Below are 14644 nucleotides of genomic sequence, written 5' to 3'. Positions count from 1 at the left end.
ATAAATTAACAGGGTTTTGGCGAATGGAAACATTTGCCCGCCCGACATGACGTGACGGTGCCAATGGACGTTTCTTACCTGCTCGACAGCCTTAATGACAAACAGCGTGACGCGGTTGCCGCCTCGCGTACAAACCTGCTGGTACTGGCTGGAGCGGGCAGTGGTAAGACGCGCGTGCTGGTTCACCGTATCGCCTGGCTACAGAGCGTGGAGAACTGCTCGCCGTACTCGATTATGGCCGTGACGTTCACCAACAAGGCGGCGGCGGAGATGCGCCACCGTATCGCACAGCTAATGGGTACCAGTCAGGGCGGCATGTGGGTTGGCACCTTCCACGGCCTGGCGCACCGTCTGCTGCGCGCGCACCATATGGACGCTAACCTGCCGCAGGATTTCCAGATCCTCGACAGCGAAGACCAGCTGCGCTTACTGAAACGTCTGATCAAGGCGATGAACCTCGACGAGAAGCAGTGGCCGCCGCGTCAGGCGATGTGGTACATCAACGGTCAGAAAGACGAAGGGCTGCGTCCGCACCACATTCAAAGCTTCGGTAACCCGGTTGAGCAGACCTGGCAGAACGTCTACAAGGCCTATCAGGAAGCGTGCGATCGCGCCGGTCTGGTGGATTTCGCCGAACTGCTGCTGCGCGCCCACGAGCTGTGGCTCAACAAACCACATATCCTGCAACACTACCGTGAACGCTTCACCAACATTTTGGTGGACGAATTCCAGGATACCAACAACATTCAGTACGCGTGGATCCGCCTGCTGGCCGGGGATACCGGCAAGGTGATGATCGTGGGCGATGACGACCAGTCTATCTACGGCTGGCGCGGCGCGCAGGTGGAGAACATCCAGCGCTTTCTCAACGATTTCCCCGGCGCGCAAACCATCCGTCTGGAGCAGAACTACCGTTCTACCAGCAACATACTGAGCGCGGCCAACGCCCTGATTGAGAACAACAACGGGCGACTGGGTAAAAAGCTGTGGACCGATGGCGTCGACGGCGAACCGATTTCGATTTACTGCGCCTTCAACGAGCTCGACGAAGCCCGCTTCGTGGTGAACCGCATTAAAACCTGGCAGGAGAACGGCGGTGCGCTGGAGCAGTGTGCCATTCTCTATCGCAGCAACGCCCAGTCGCGCGTGCTGGAAGAGGCGCTGTTGCAGGTGAGCATGCCGTACCGCATTTATGGCGGTATGCGCTTCTTCGAACGTCAGGAGATCAAAGATGCGCTCTCGTATTTGCGTCTGATTGCCAACCGTAACGACGATGCGGCGTTTGAGCGCGTGGTGAACACGCCGACGCGCGGCATCGGCGATCGTACGCTGGACGTGGTGCGTCAGGCCTCGCGCGATCGTCAGCTCACGCTATGGCAGGCATGCCGCGAGCTGTTACAGGAAAAAGCCCTCGCCGGGCGCGCCGCCAGCGCATTGCAACGCTTCCTGGAGTTAATCGACGCGCTGGCGCAGGAAACGGCCGACATGCCGCTGCACGTCCAGACCGACCGGGTGATCAAAGATTCCGGCCTGCGCACCATGTACGAGCAGGAAAAAGGCGAGAAGGGCCAGACCCGTATTGAGAACTTAGAGGAGCTGGTGACGGCAACGCGCCAGTTCAGCTACAACGAAGAAGACGAAGACCTGATGCCGTTGCAGGCATTCCTCTCTCACGCCGCGCTGGAGGCGGGTGAAGGGCAGGCCGATACCTGGCAGGATGCGGTTCAGCTGATGACCCTGCACTCCGCGAAAGGTCTGGAGTTCCCGCAGGTGTTCATCGTCGGGATGGAAGAGGGGATGTTCCCGAGCCAGATGTCGCTGGATGAAGGCGGGCGTCTGGAAGAGGAGCGTCGTCTGGCCTACGTGGGTGTGACCCGTGCGATGCAGAAACTGACCCTGACCTACGCGGAAACCCGCCGCCTGTACGGGAAAGAGGTGTATCACCGTCCGTCGCGCTTTATCGGCGAACTGCCGGAAGAGTGTGTGGAAGAGGTGCGCCTGCGCGCCAGCATCAGCCGTCCGGTCAGTCATCAGCGTATGGGCTCGCCAATCTCGGAAACCGATACCGGATACAAGCTGGGCCAGCGCGTGCGCCACTCGAAGTTTGGCGAAGGCACCATCGTCAATCTGGAAGGCAGCGGCGAGCACAGCCGTTTGCAGGTCGCGTTCCAGGGGCAGGGGATCAAATGGCTGGTGGCAGCCTATGCCAAGCTGGAAAGTGTGTAACTTTCAGAAAAATATCACTATTTTGTAATAATCTGCTAGCCTTATACGTTGAAGGTCAATTAATGCCCTTCAGCGTTCCGTTGCGTGTTGACGCCACAGTTATTGCTGGCGTAACATGCGCGCACGATTACGCTAAGAGGACATTCGCCTTGGACACACCCAGTAGATACTGGCTCAATTCCCTGTCATCCAGGAACAACTCCTAAGGCTATCTCCTCTTGCTGATGGCCTTAGTGGTTGTCAGCGACTGCATCATTCCCGTCGCGCTGAGTCAGGCTGTTTAATGGTCTGAAACCCAATTTGTTTCTGTGTGCCCACCGAACTGTCCGATATTTTTTGCATTGGGAGTCCCGGTCATGTTGAGCGCATTTCAACTCGAAAATAACCGACTGACTCGGCTTGAAGCCGAAGAGTCACAGCCCCTCATTGATGCCGTATGGGTGGATCTGGTCGAGCCGGACGACGATGAGCGCCTTCGCGTACAATCTGAACTGGGGCAAAGCCTGGCGACACGCCCGGAACTGGAAGACATCGAAGCATCCGCCCGTTTTTTTGAAGACGAAGACGGCCTGCACATTCACTCCTTCTTCTTCTTCGAAGATGCCGAAGACCACGCGGGGAACTCCACCGTGGCGTTCACCATCCGCGATGGCCGCCTGTTCACCCTGCGCGAGCGCGAACTGCCTGCGTTTCGTCTCTACCGCATGCGCGCCCGCAGCCAGGCGATGATGGACGGTAACGCCTATGAGCTGCTGCTGGATCTGTTCGAAACCAAAATCGAACAGCTGGCGGATGAAATCGAAAACATCTACAGCGACCTGGAAAAGCTGAGCCGCGTGATTATGGAAGGCCATCAGGGCGATGAGTACGACGAAGCGTTGTCCACGCTTGCAGAGCTGGAAGATATCGGCTGGAAGGTGCGTTTGTGTCTGATGGATACCCAGCGCGCGCTGAACTTCCTGGTTCGCAAGGCGCGTCTGCCGGGCGGTCAGCTGGAGCAGGCGCGTGAGATCTTACGCGATATCGAATCCCTGCTACCGCACAACGAATCCCTGTTCCAGAAGGTCAACTTCCTGATGCAGGCGGCAATGGGCTTTATCAACATCGAGCAGAACCGCATCATTAAGATCTTCTCGGTGGTTTCCGTGGTGTTCCTGCCGCCGACGCTGGTGGCATCCAGCTACGGGATGAACTTTGAGTTTATGCCGGAGCTGAAGTGGAGCTTTGGCTACCCGGGGGCGATTATCTTTATGATCCTCGCCGGGCTGGCGCCGTACCTGTACTTCAAGCGGAAGAACTGGTTGTAAAAATCAGGCGGGTGGCGCTGCGCTTACCCGCCCTACAAAGCACCTAAATTCCTCTGCGAGTCCTGCGCTGGGTATAAATTGCATCCGCAACGAAAATCGCCAGCGCCACCCAGATAAAGGCAAACGTCACCATCTTATCCGCACCCGGCACCTCGCCGTAAAACACCACCGCCAGCAGGAACATCAGCGTCGGGCCGATGTACTGGAAGAAGCCAAGCGTCGAGAGACGCAGACGCGTTGCCGCGCCGGTGAAGCACAGCAGGGGAATCGTCGTGACCACGCCTGCCGCCATCAGCATCAGGTTCAGCGACCATGGGTTGCTGCCCATGTGGCTGGTGGCGCTGTCGGCAATACCGAACAGGTAGATCGCGGCGACAGGCAGCAGCCACAGGGTTTCAAACAGCATTCCCGTCTGCGCTTCCACGGCGATTTTTTTACGCACCAGGCCGTAGAAGGCAAAGCTGAACGCCAGCCCCAGGGCGATAACCGGCAGTGAACCGAAGGTCCACAGCTGCACCAGCACGCCGCAGAGGGCCAGAATCACCGCCACCCACTGCATCCGGCGGAAACGTTCGCCGAGGAAAATCATCCCCAGCACGATGTTCACCAGCGGGTTAATGAAGTAGCCCAGGCTGGCTTCGAGCATATGATGGTTATTCACCGCCCAGATAAACAGCAGCCAGTTTCCGCCAATCAGCACCGCAGAGAGGGCAAGCAGGAAGACCTTCTTCGGGGTTTTCAGTAGCGTTTTGACGCCTGACCACTGACGGCTGATGCTCATCAGCGCGATCATAAAGAAAAACGACCAGATGACGCGGTGAGTGAGGATCTCGTCCGCCGGGACATAGGCGATAAGCTTGAAGTACGCCGGTGCGATACCCCAAATAAAATAAGCGGCAAGGGCGAGTAAAACGCCCTGCCGCGTCTGTTTAGCATCCATCGGGAAAATCCGTTACAAAAAAGTGAAGTAATTTTACCCGAATTTGCCGCCTCAACCCACCATATAAGTGGCGGTTGCGCTGGCGATATAAACCTGCTCCTCGTTATGCAGCTCAACGCGGGCGACGGCAACTTTATTCCCGGCGCGCAGCAGGCTGCTGGTGCAGGTGAAGCGGTTTCCGCGTCCCGGTCGCAGATAGTCGACGCGTAAATCGATGGTGCCCATGCGCGACAGGCGCTGGCGTAATTCATCTTCGTTGATGGTGTCATGGCGCGTCAGCGTGCTGCCCACGCACACCAGACCGGCCGCCACGTCCAGCGCAGAGGCAATCACTCCGCCGTGCAAAATGCTTTGCGCCCAGTTACCGACCATCATTGGCTGATTATTGAAACTCAGCTGAGCGAAGTCTTTTTCGTATCGCTCCAGCTCAAGACCCAGTGCACGGTTGAATGGCATGTGGTACACAAAAATCTCGCCCACGAGCTTTAAGGTTTCTTCGGCGGTGAGTGTGGCTGACATCTGACGTGGCATCCTTGTTGTTAACAAAATGTTGATTTTATGCTTCAGGATAAAGGAATGCCACTTTAAGAAACGAGGAAGCGGAAGTTATCGCAGAAGTCTGTAGAATGCCCGGACAAAACTATTCATTAAATGTCACAATTTCAGGAGAACACCACCGATGCGGACGTATCTGGGTTGGTTACTGGCGGCGGTTGCGCTGCCCCTCACAGCATATGCGCAGGAAGCGACGATCAAAGAAGTGCATGATAAACCTGCCGTTCAGGGCAGCATCATCGCCAATATGCTTCAGGAGCATGACAATCCGTTCACGCTCTACCCCTATGACACAAACTACGTGATCTATACCCAGACCAGCGATCTCAACAAAGAGGCGATAAGCTCCTATAACTGGTCTGACAATGCGCGTAAAGATGAGGTGAAGTTCCAGCTGAGCCTGGCCTTCCCGTTATGGCGCGGCATCCTGGGGCCGAACTCGGTGCTTGGTGCATCTTACACGCAGAAGTCATGGTGGCAGCTCTCCAACAGCGGGGAATCTTCACCGTTCCGCGAAACCAACTATGAACCGCAGCTGTTCCTCGGTTTCGCCACTGATTATGAGTTTGCAGGCTGGACGCTGCGCGACGTGGAGGTGGGCTATAACCACGATTCCAACGGTCGTTCCGATCCAACCTCACGCAGCTGGAATCGCGTCTATACGCGTCTGATGGCGCAGAACGGCAATTTCATGGTGGAAGTGAAGCCGTGGTACGTGGTGGGCAGCACCGATGACAACCCTGATATCACCAAATACATGGGCTATTATCAGCTTAAAGTGGGCTATCAGCTGGGTGACGCGGTGCTGAGCGCCAAAGGGCAGTACAACTGGAATACCGGCTACGGCGGCGCAGAGCTGGGCCTGAGCTACCCGGTGACGAAACACGTTCGTCTCTATACCCAGGTGTATAGCGGTTATGGCGAATCGCTGATCGACTATAACTTCAACCAGACCCGCGTTGGTGTGGGCGTCATGCTGAACGATATTTTCTAAGCTGCTCGAATGTTTTTGCGTTAAACGTTGAAGTTTCTCTCTCAGGCGCTGAAAATAGCGCCTGTTTCATTTCTGGCATATGGGGTTAACGTGGCGCAGGCGGAAGTATTGAATCAGGAATCGCTGGCTAAACAGGTTTTGCATGAAACCTTTGGCTACCAGCAGTTCCGTCCTGGCCAGGAAACCATCATTGAAACCGTGCTGGAAGGCCGCGATTGCCTGGTGGTCATGCCGACCGGCGGCGGAAAATCGCTCTGCTATCAGGTGCCCGCGCTGGTACTTAATGGCCTGACGGTTGTGGTCTCCCCCCTTATTTCCCTGATGAAAGACCAGGTCGACCAGCTGCTTGCCAACGGCGTGGCGGCGGCCTGTCTTAACTCGACGCAAACCCGCGAGCAGCAGCAAGAGGTGATGGCCGGGTGCCGCACCGGGCAGATCCGCCTGCTGTATATCGCGCCAGAGCGCCTGATGCTGGACAACTTCCTCGATCACCTGGCGCACTGGAACCCGGTGCTGCTGGCGGTGGATGAAGCGCACTGTATTTCCCAGTGGGGGCACGATTTCCGCCCGGAATATGCCGCCCTTGGCCAGCTGCGTCAGCGCTTCCCTGAGCTGCCGTTTATGGCGCTTACCGCCACGGCGGATGACACCACGCGTCAGGACATCGTTCGCCTGCTGGGGCTGAAAGACCCCTATATTCAGGTCAGCAGCTTCGACCGGCCGAACATCCGCTATATGCTGATGGAAAAATTCAAGCCGCTGGATCAGCTCCTGCGCTACGTGCAGGAGCAGCGCGGCAAGTCCGGCATCATCTACTGCAACAGCCGCGCGAAGGTGGAAGACACCGCTGCGCGTCTGCAAAATCGCGGCTTTAGCGCGGCGGCATACCATGCCGGGTTAGAAAACCACATCCGCGCCGACGTACAGGAAAAATTCCAGCGCGACGACCTGCAAATCGTGGTCGCAACGGTGGCGTTCGGGATGGGGATCAACAAGCCCAACGTGCGCTTTGTGGTGCACTTTGATATCCCGCGCAATATCGAATCCTATTATCAGGAAACCGGCCGCGCCGGGCGTGATGGCCTGCCTGCGGAAGCGATGCTGTTTTACGATCCGGCGGATATGGCGTGGCTGCGCCGCTGTCTCGAGGAGAAACCGCAGGGGCAGTTGCAGGATATCGAACGCCACAAGCTTAACGCGATGGGTGCCTTCGCCGAAGCGCAAACCTGCCGCCGTCTGGTGCTGCTCAACTACTTTGGTGAAGGGCGTCAGGCGCCGTGCGGCAACTGCGATATCTGCCTCGACCCGCCGAAGCAGTACGACGGTCTGATGGACGCGCGCAAAGCGCTCTCGACTATCGGACGCGTGAACCAGCGCTTTGGGATGGGCTACGTCGTCGAAGTGCTGCGTGGGGCTAACAACCAGCGTATCCGCGATATGGGGCACGACAAGCTGCCGGTTTACGGCATCGGGAAAGACCAGAGCCACGAGCACTGGGTAAGCATCATCCGCCAGCTGATCCATCTCGGCTTTGCCACGCAAAATATTGCTCAGCACTCTGCGCTTCAGCTTACCGAAGCGGCGCGACCGGTCCTGCGCGGTGAGGTTGAACTGAAGCTCGCCGTTCCGCGCGTCGTCGCCCTGAAGCCGCGCGTGATGCAGAAATCCTACGGCGGCAACTACGATCGCAAGCTGTTCGCCAAGCTGCGCAAGCTGCGTAAAGCGATTGCGGATGAAGAGAACATCCCGCCATACGTGGTGTTCAATGACGCGACGCTGATCGAGATGGCCGAGCAAATGCCACTCAGCGCCAGCGAGATGCTCAGCGTCAACGGCGTCGGCACGCGCAAGCTGGAGCGCTTTGGTAAAGAGTTTATGGCGCTTATCCGTTCCCACGCTGATGGTGATGATGAGGAGTAGTCAGCCGGGCGAAAAAGTGCCAGGATGATGACTCACTACATTATTTCCCCGCGAGCTAATTATGTTAATGCTATTTCTCACCGTGGCGTTAGTGCACATCGTTGCGCTGATGAGCCCTGGCCCTGACTTCTTCTTCGTGTCACAAACGGCCGTCAGCCGCTCCCGCAAAGAGGCGATGATGGGTGTGCTCGGTATCACCATGGGCGTTATGGTCTGGGCGGCGGTTGCGCTGCTTGGTCTGAACCTGATCCTGGCGAAAATGGCGTGGCTGCATAACATCATCATGGTTGGCGGCGGTCTTTACCTGTGCTGGATGGGCTACCAGATGCTGCGCGGGGCGCTGAAGAAAGAAGAGAAAAAGCCGGAAGAGCCAAAGGTTGAGCTGGCAACGGGCGGCCGTAGCTTTGTGAAAGGGCTGCTGACTAACCTGGCGAACCCGAAAGCGATTATTTACTTCGGCTCTGTGTTCTCGCTGTTTGTGGGGGATAACGTCGGTGCGGGCGCGCGCTGGGGGATCTTCCTGCTAATCGTTGTTGAGACGTTCGCCTGGTTTACCGTTGTGGCAAGCCTGTTTGCTTTACCGGCGATGCGTCGCGGCTACCAGCGCATCGCGAAGTGGATCGACGGCTTTGCCGGCGCACTGTTCGCCGGCTTCGGCATTCATCTCATCATTTCTCGCTAAGCATGACGCGCTGACGCAAGCAGCGCGCCAACCAGCATAAACAGCGAACCAAAGACTTTGTTCAGGGCCTTCATCTGCTTAGGCCCTTTGATCCATGCCGCAATTCGCTGCGCCAGCGTCGCGTAACCAATCATCACAATGATATCGACAATAATGGTTGTCGCGCCCAGCACCACGTACTGCATCACCTGGGGCTGATGCGGCACGATAAACTGCGGGAACAGGGCGGCGAGGAACACAATGCTTTTCGGGTTGGTCAGGTTAACGAATACCGCGCGCTTAAACAGGTGGCCGCGTGTTTGCGTCCGGGAGAGCGTATGCAGATCAATCGAGCCTGCGGCGCGCCACTGTTGAATACCCAGCCAGATAAGATACGCTGCGCCAGCCCATTTCAGCACCTCGAAGGCCAGCACCGAACGGGAGAACAGCGTGCCCAGACCAATCCCCACCAGCACAATGTGAATGCCAAGCCCTGTCTGTAAACCGGCAATTGACGCCGCCGCGCCGCGATAGCCGTGATTAATGGAGGTGGTCATGGTGTTGATTGCGCCCGAGCCAGGTGAAAGGCTGAGGATGATGGATGTCAGCAGGTAAGCGAACCACCACTCGAAGGTCATTTGAAACTCCCGGATCGTCTGTTTTTATGCCACAATACGCTATTGTTGAGTCATTTTGTGACCGGTGACGAAAAAAACGATATTCCCTGAATTACGGGGGGTGGAAACCCAATGTTTCAGCAGAAAAAGGACTGGGAAACACGAGAAAACGCATTTGCTGCTTTCTCCATGGGGCCGCTGACCGATTTCTGGCGCCAGCGTGAGGAAGATGAGTTTATGGGCGTCGGGGATATCCCGGTACGCTTCGTTCGTTTCCATGATGAAAAAAATGACCGGGTGATTGTGGTTTGCCCCGGGCGCATCGAAAGCTATATCAAATATGCCGAGCTGGCGTATGACCTGTTCCATCTGGGCTTTGATGTGTTAATTATCGACCATCGCGGGCAGGGGCTTTCCGGCCGGATGCTGCCGGATACCCATCGCGGCCACGTGGATAACTTCAGCGATTACGTCGACGATCTGGCCGCGTTCTGGCAGCAGGAAGTGCAGCCCGGACCGTGGCGCAAGCGTTATATTCTTGCCCACTCCATGGGGGGCGCGATCTCGACGTTGTTTTTGCAGCGCCATAAGCACCAGTGCGACGCCATTGCGCTGACCGCGCCGATGTACGGCATTGTGATACGTTTTCCTGACTGGATGGTGCGCCATCTTCTCGACTGGGCTGAGGGCCATCAGCGCATTCGTGAAGGCTATGCCATCGGAACAGGACGCTGGCGGGCGTTGCCGTTTGCCATCAACGTGTTAACCCACAGTCGGCAGCGTTATCGCCGCAACCTGCGTTTTTATGCCGATGAACCGCGTCTGCGGGTCGGCGGCCCCACCTGGCACTGGGTGCGGGAAGGTATTCATGCCGGTGAGCAGGTGCTGGCGGGCGTAGGCGATGATGACACGCCGACGCTCCTGATCCAGGCGGAAGAAGAGCGTGTGGTGGATAACCGCATGCATGACCGCTATTGTGAACTTCGCGCCGCGGCGGGCCATCCCTGTGAAGGGGGTAAACCGCTGGTCATCAACGGTGCGTACCATGAGATCCTTTTTGAAAAGGACGCTATGCGCTCAGTCGCGCTCAACGCCATTGTTGAATTTTTCAACAGGCATAACTGATTATTGTTTTCCACCAGAGGTTGAAATCCCTATGTACCAGGTTGTTGCATCTGATTTAGATGGCACGCTGCTTTCCCCCGACCACACACTGTCGCCTTATGCGAAAGAGACCTTAAAACTCCTGACTGCCCGTGGCGTGAACTTTGTGTTCGCCACCGGCCGCCACCACGTGGACGTGGGGCAGATCCGCGATAACCTGGAGATCAAGTCGTACATGATCACCTCCAACGGTGCGCGCGTACACGACACGGACGGCAACCTGATTTTTACCCACAATCTCGATCGCGACATCGCCACTGATTTGTTCGGCATTGTGCATAACAACCCGGATATCGTCACTAACGTTTATCGCGACGACGAGTGGTTTATGAACCGTCATCGCCCGGACGAAATGCGTTTCTTCAAGGAAGCCGTCTTCAACTACTCCCTGTATGAACCGGGTTTGCTGGATCCTGAAGGGATCAGCAAGGTGTTCTTTACCTGCGAAAGTCACGAAGCGCTGCTTCCGCTGGAGCAGGCGATCAACGCCCGCTGGGGAGACCGCGTGAACGTGAGCTTCTCCACGCTGACTTGTCTGGAAGTGATGGCGGGCGGGGTGTCCAAAGGTCACGCGCTGGAAGCGGTCGCGAAGCGTCTGGGCTTTGATCTGAAAGACTGCATCGCGTTCGGCGATGGCATGAACGATGCCGAGATGCTCTCCATGGCGGGCAAAGGCTGCATCATGCAGAACGCGCACCAGCGCCTGAAAGATCTGCACCCGGAGCTGGAAGTGATTGGCACCAACGCAGACAACGCGGTACCTAAGTATTTGCGCAAACTGTTCCTTGAATAATCTTCATTTGATTATTTATTGTTCAGATGTCAACTAAAGAGTTCGCTACAATGCATCTCCTTCTTTCTGAGAGACAAGCATTGTGGCGCTACTCATTATCACCACTATCCTGTGGGCCTTCTCCTTTAGCCTGATTGGCGAATACCTTGCCGGATCGGTCGACAGCTACTTTTCGGTGCTGATGCGTGTGGGGCTGGCGGCGCTGGTGTTCCTGCCGTTCCTGCGTACCCGCGGGCAATCGCTGAAAACCATTCTGCTGTATATGCTGGTGGGCGCGATGCAGCTCGGCATCATGTACCTGTTCAGCTTCCGGGCTTACGTCTACCTCTCCGTCTCGGAATTTCTGCTCTTTACCGTGCTCACGCCGCTCTATATCACGCTGATTTACGACCTGCTCAGCAGGCGCCGCCTGCGCTGGGGATATCTGCTGAGCGCGGCGCTGGCAGTCATTGGCGCGGCGATAATTCGCTATGACAAGGTGAGCGATCACTTCTGGACCGGGCTGATGTTCGTCCAGCTCGCCAATATCAGCTTCGCCATCGGGATGGTGGGCTACAAACGCCTCATGGAGACCCGCCCGATGCCGCAGCATAACGCGTTTGCGTGGTTCTATATGGGCGCAGCGATTGTCGCGATTGCGGCATGGTTTATGCTCGGCAACCCGCAAAAGCTGCCAACCACCCCCGTGCAGTGGAGCGTTCTGGTCTGGCTGGGCGTGGTGGCGTCGGGGCTGGGCTACTTTATGTGGAACTACGGCGCGACGCAGGTAGACGCCGGAACGCTGGGGATCATGAACAACGTGCACGTGCCGGCGGGGCTACTGGTGAACCTCGCCATCTGGCAGGAACAGCCGCACTGGCCGAGTTTCTTTATTGGGGGAACGGTGATCCTGGCTTCGCTGTGGGTACATCGCCGCTGGGTCGCTCCGCGCTCCGCACAAACGGAAGATGGTCGCACGCGTGGTTCCGCGCTGAGCGAATAAACGCTTCCGTAATCGGCTGACGCTGCTCGCCGTCGCGCACGGCGGCGTACAGCCGGCTCCACAGTCCTTCACCCAGGGTTTTGGTAACCACCAGACCCTGGCGTTCAACCGTCTCGACCACCCAGTGCGGCAGCGCCGCAATTCCCATTCTGGCCGCCACCATCTGAATTAACAGCAGCGTGTTATCCACGCTTTTCAGCTGTGGGCTGATGCCTGCGGGTTGCAGGAAATGGCGCCAGATATCCAGACGACTGCGCTGTACCGGATAAATCAGCAGCGTCTCCGTTGCCAGATCTTCCGGCGTGATACGCGTTTTGGCGGCCAGCGGATGGTCCGGGGCTAGCACCAGACGCACCTCAAAATCAAACATTGGCGAATAGTGCAGACCGCTGCGCGGCAGAATATCTGAGGTCATCACCAGATCCAGCTCACCCTGCTGAAGCGACGGCTGCGGATCAAACGTGACGCCGGACTTGAAGTCCATCTCCACCTGCGGCCACTTCTGGCGGAAGTTCTCAAGCGCGGGGGTCAGCCACTGAATACAGCTGTGACACTCAATGGCGATGCGCAGGGTGGTCTGCTGCGGCTCGTTGCAGGACTGCAACGCGCTGGCAATCTGCGGCAGCACCTGGTTCGCCAGCTGAAGCAAAATTTCGCCCTGCGGCGTAAAGCGCAAAGGCTGGCTCTTACGCACAAAAAGACGAAAGCCGAGGCGTTGTTCCAGATCGCTGAACTGGTGAGAAAGGGCAGACTGAGTCTGGTGCAGCGTGGCCGCTGCCGCCGCAAGAGAACCGCAGTTCCGCAACGCTTGTAGCGTTTTCAGGTGTTTTATCTCGATCATGAAAGTCCTTCACTTCGCCATGAACATTTTGCGCTTGAGGAATATACAGTACCTGCCAATTATAGATGTGTAAACATCTGGACGTCTAAATAACGAATTTCACAAGGGGCATACCATGACAATCCGCACTCACACTCTCGGTTTCCCTCGCGTTGGCCTGCGTCGCGAGCTAAAAAAAGCGCAAGAAAGCTACTGGGCAGGTAACGCCACCCGTGAAGAACTGCTGGCGGTGGGACGTGAGCTGCGCGCGCGTCACTGGGAACAGCAAAAACAGGCGGGCATTGACCTGCTGCCGGTGGGCGATTTCGCCTGGTACGACCATGTTCTGACCACCAGCCTGCTGCTTGGCAACGTGCCGGCTCGTCATCAGAACAACGATGGATCGGTGGATATCGATACCCTGTTCCGCATCGGCCGTGGCCGCGCGCCAACGGGTGAGCCAGCGGCGGCGGCGGAAATGACCAAGTGGTTCAACACCAACTATCACTATATGGTGCCGGAGTTCGTTAAAGGCCAGCAGTTCAAACTGACCTGGACCCAGCTTCTGGATGAAGTGGACGAAGCGCTGGCGCTGGGTCACCAGGTGAAACCCGTGCTGCTGGGGCCGATAACCTACCTGTGGCTGGGCAAAGTGAAAGGCGAACAGTTCGACCGCCTCAGCCTGCTGAACGACATTCTGCCGGTTTATAAGCAGGTGCTGATTGAGCTGGGCAAACGCGGCATTCAGTGGGTGCAAATCGATGAACCGGCGCTGGTGCTTGAGCTGCCGCAGGCGTGGCTGGACGCCTTCAAACCGGCGTATAACGCGCTCACCGGGCAGGTGAAGCTGCTGCTGACCACCTACTTCGAAGGCGTAACGCCGAACCTGAAAACCATTACCGCGCTGCCGGTTCAGGGTCTGCACGTTGACCTCGTTCACGGCAAAGACGATGTAGCAGAGTTGCACAAGCGTCTGCCAGTGGACTGGCTGCTCTCTGCCGGTCTGGTGAATGGTCGTAACGTCTGGCGTGCTGATCTCACCGAGAAATATGCACAAATTAAAGACATAGTCGGTAAACGTGAATTGTGGGTGGCCTCTTCCTGTTCCCTGCTGCATAGCCCGATTGACCTGAGCGTGGAGACCCGACTCGACCCTGAGGTGAAAAGCTGGTTTGCCTTCGCCCTGCAAAAGTGTGAGGAGCTGGCTCTGCTGCGCGACGCGTTGAACAGCGGCGACACGGCAGCGATTAGCGACTGGAGCGCTCCGATCCAGGCGCGCCGTCACTCGACGCGCGTGCATAACCCGGCAGTGGAAAAACGTCTGGCGGCCATCACCGCCCGGGACAGCCAGCGCCAGAGCCCGTATGAAGTGCGCGCCGAAGCCCAGCGTGCGCGCTTTAACCTGCCCGCGTGGCCGACCACGACAATCGGCTCCTTCCCGCAGACTACCGAGATCCGCAGCCTGCGCCTGGACTTCAAAAAGGGCAATCTGGATGCGAATCACTACCGCACCGGTATTGCGGAACACATCAAACAGGCGATTATCGAGCAGGAACGTTTAGGTCTGGACGTGCTGGTGCACGGTGAAGCCGAGCGTAACGACATGGTGGAATACTTCGGTGAGCACCTGGACGGGTTTGTCTTTACCCAGAACGGTTGGGTGCA

General features: G+C 57.2%; 14 protein-coding genes. 10 read left to right on the top strand and 4 right to left on the bottom strand.

Annotation, left to right across the window (positions count from 1 at the left end; genetic code table 11):
* The first annotated feature begins 63 nt into the window (after positions 1-63).
* The 3 genes from uvrD (at position 64) to corA (ending at position 3533) form a co-directional block, all read left to right on the top strand.
* Positions 64-2226, top strand: a complete 2163-nt coding sequence (uvrD, locus tag ACOTX2_RS19575; RefSeq protein ID WP_017383586.1) for a DNA helicase II — start codon at positions 64-66, stop codon at positions 2224-2226.
* Positions 2227-2375: 149 nt separating this feature from the next.
* Positions 2376-2432, top strand: coding sequence for a YsgD/CorL family protein (gene ysgD, locus ACOTX2_RS19570; protein WP_212743980.1), 57 nt, complete (start codon positions 2376-2378; stop codon positions 2430-2432).
* Between the two features lie 150 nt (positions 2433-2582).
* Complete coding sequence (gene corA / locus ACOTX2_RS19565; protein WP_003860807.1) at positions 2583-3533, top strand: magnesium/cobalt transporter CorA; 951 nt, start codon at positions 2583-2585, stop codon at positions 3531-3533.
* 43 nt (positions 3534-3576) lie between these two features.
* Here the strand turns inward: corA and rarD are convergent, their stop codons facing one another.
* Both rarD and yigI read right to left on the bottom strand, forming a co-directional pair.
* Positions 3577-4473, bottom strand: a complete 897-nt coding sequence (rarD, locus tag ACOTX2_RS19560) for an EamA family transporter RarD (protein ID WP_023299047.1) — start codon at positions 4471-4473, stop codon at positions 3577-3579.
* Positions 4474-4524: 51 nt separating this feature from the next.
* Positions 4525-4992 carry an acyl-CoA thioesterase YigI gene (yigI, locus tag ACOTX2_RS19555; protein WP_006812366.1) on the bottom strand — a complete coding sequence of 156 codons (468 nt, stop codon included), beginning with the start codon at positions 4990-4992 and terminating at the stop codon, positions 4525-4527.
* 160 nt (positions 4993-5152) lie between these two features.
* On the opposite strand from yigI, the gene pldA reads away from it, so the two are divergent.
* The 3 genes from pldA to rhtC all read left to right on the top strand — a co-directional run bounded on the left by pldA (position 5153) and on the right by rhtC (position 8624).
* The gene (pldA, locus tag ACOTX2_RS19550) at positions 5153-6022 is read left to right on the top strand and encodes a phospholipase A (RefSeq protein ID WP_022646666.1); all 870 of its coding nucleotides are present in this window, start codon (positions 5153-5155) and stop codon (positions 6020-6022) included.
* Positions 6023-6112: 90 nt separating this feature from the next.
* On the top strand, positions 6113-7942 hold the full coding sequence (recQ, locus tag ACOTX2_RS19545) for an ATP-dependent DNA helicase RecQ (RefSeq protein ID WP_032626543.1): 1830 nt from the start codon (positions 6113-6115) through the stop codon (positions 7940-7942).
* Between the two features lie 61 nt (positions 7943-8003).
* Positions 8004-8624: a threonine export protein RhtC gene (rhtC, locus tag ACOTX2_RS19540; protein ID WP_006179256.1), complete on the top strand. Its 621-nt coding sequence runs from the start codon at positions 8004-8006 to the stop codon at positions 8622-8624.
* Here the strand turns inward: rhtC and rhtB are convergent.
* Positions 8621-9241: a homoserine/homoserine lactone efflux protein gene (gene rhtB, locus ACOTX2_RS19535; protein WP_006812363.1), complete on the bottom strand. Its 621-nt coding sequence runs from the start codon at positions 9239-9241 to the stop codon at positions 8621-8623. The two genes, rhtC and rhtB, sit on opposite strands and share 4 nt — an antisense overlap.
* A 111-nt stretch (positions 9242-9352) precedes the next feature.
* Here rhtB and pldB point away from each other — a divergent pair, with 111 nt between their 5' ends.
* The 3 genes from pldB to ACOTX2_RS19520 all read left to right on the top strand — a co-directional run bounded on the left by pldB (position 9353) and on the right by ACOTX2_RS19520 (position 12159).
* A complete protein-coding gene (gene pldB, locus ACOTX2_RS19530; RefSeq protein WP_022646668.1) occupies positions 9353-10345 on the top strand; it encodes a lysophospholipase L2 in 993 nt (330 codons plus the stop codon).
* A gap of 31 nt (positions 10346-10376) precedes the next feature.
* Positions 10377-11177, top strand: coding sequence for a sugar/pyridoxal phosphate phosphatase YigL (gene yigL / locus ACOTX2_RS19525; RefSeq protein WP_023299050.1), 801 nt, complete (start codon positions 10377-10379; stop codon positions 11175-11177).
* A gap of 82 nt (positions 11178-11259) precedes the next feature.
* Positions 11260-12159 carry a carboxylate/amino acid/amine transporter gene (locus ACOTX2_RS19520; protein WP_063843892.1) on the top strand — a complete coding sequence of 300 codons (900 nt, stop codon included), beginning with the start codon at positions 11260-11262 and terminating at the stop codon, positions 12157-12159.
* Here the strand turns inward: ACOTX2_RS19520 and metR are convergent.
* Complete coding sequence (gene metR / locus ACOTX2_RS19515; RefSeq protein WP_015570000.1) at positions 12047-13000, bottom strand: HTH-type transcriptional regulator MetR; 954 nt, start codon at positions 12998-13000, stop codon at positions 12047-12049. The two genes, ACOTX2_RS19520 and metR, sit on opposite strands and share 113 nt — an antisense overlap.
* A gap of 115 nt (positions 13001-13115) precedes the next feature.
* Here metR and metE point away from each other — a divergent pair.
* The coding region (gene metE / locus ACOTX2_RS19510; RefSeq protein WP_421625959.1) for a 5-methyltetrahydropteroyltriglutamate--homocysteine S-methyltransferase at positions 13116-14644 on the top strand (1529 nt) is incomplete at its 3' end.

Origin of the sequence: Enterobacter cloacae complex sp. IR5412 (assembly GCF_049237385.1) — a bacterium.
In the GTDB taxonomy this organism is placed as follows: domain Bacteria; phylum Pseudomonadota; class Gammaproteobacteria; order Enterobacterales; family Enterobacteriaceae; genus Enterobacter; species Enterobacter intestinihominis.
Note: the sequence above shows the minus strand (reverse complement) of the source record. Positions and strands in the feature narration are given on the sequence as shown.

Excerpts from the sequence above, each read along its gene's own strand:
- uvrD (WP_017383586.1), top strand. The coding sequence starts at position 64 with ATGGACGTTTCTTACCTGCTCGACAGCCTTAATGACAAACAGCGTGAC.
- corA (WP_003860807.1), top strand. The coding sequence starts at position 2,583 with ATGTTGAGCGCATTTCAACTCGAAAATAACCGACTGACTCGGCTTGAA.
- rarD (WP_023299047.1), bottom strand. The coding sequence starts at position 4,473 with ATGGATGCTAAACAGACGCGGCAGGGCGTTTTACTCGCCCTTGCCGCT.
- yigI (WP_006812366.1), bottom strand. The coding sequence starts at position 4,992 with ATGTCAGCCACACTCACCGCCGAAGAAACCTTAAAGCTCGTGGGCGAG.
- pldA (WP_022646666.1), top strand. The coding sequence starts at position 5,153 with ATGCGGACGTATCTGGGTTGGTTACTGGCGGCGGTTGCGCTGCCCCTC.
- rhtC (WP_006179256.1), top strand. The coding sequence starts at position 8,004 with ATGTTAATGCTATTTCTCACCGTGGCGTTAGTGCACATCGTTGCGCTG.
- rhtB (WP_006812363.1), bottom strand. The coding sequence starts at position 9,241 with ATGACCTTCGAGTGGTGGTTCGCTTACCTGCTGACATCCATCATCCTC.
- pldB (WP_022646668.1), top strand. The coding sequence starts at position 9,353 with ATGTTTCAGCAGAAAAAGGACTGGGAAACACGAGAAAACGCATTTGCT.
- yigL (WP_023299050.1), top strand. The coding sequence starts at position 10,377 with ATGTACCAGGTTGTTGCATCTGATTTAGATGGCACGCTGCTTTCCCCC.
- metR (WP_015570000.1), bottom strand. The coding sequence starts at position 13,000 with ATGATCGAGATAAAACACCTGAAAACGCTACAAGCGTTGCGGAACTGC.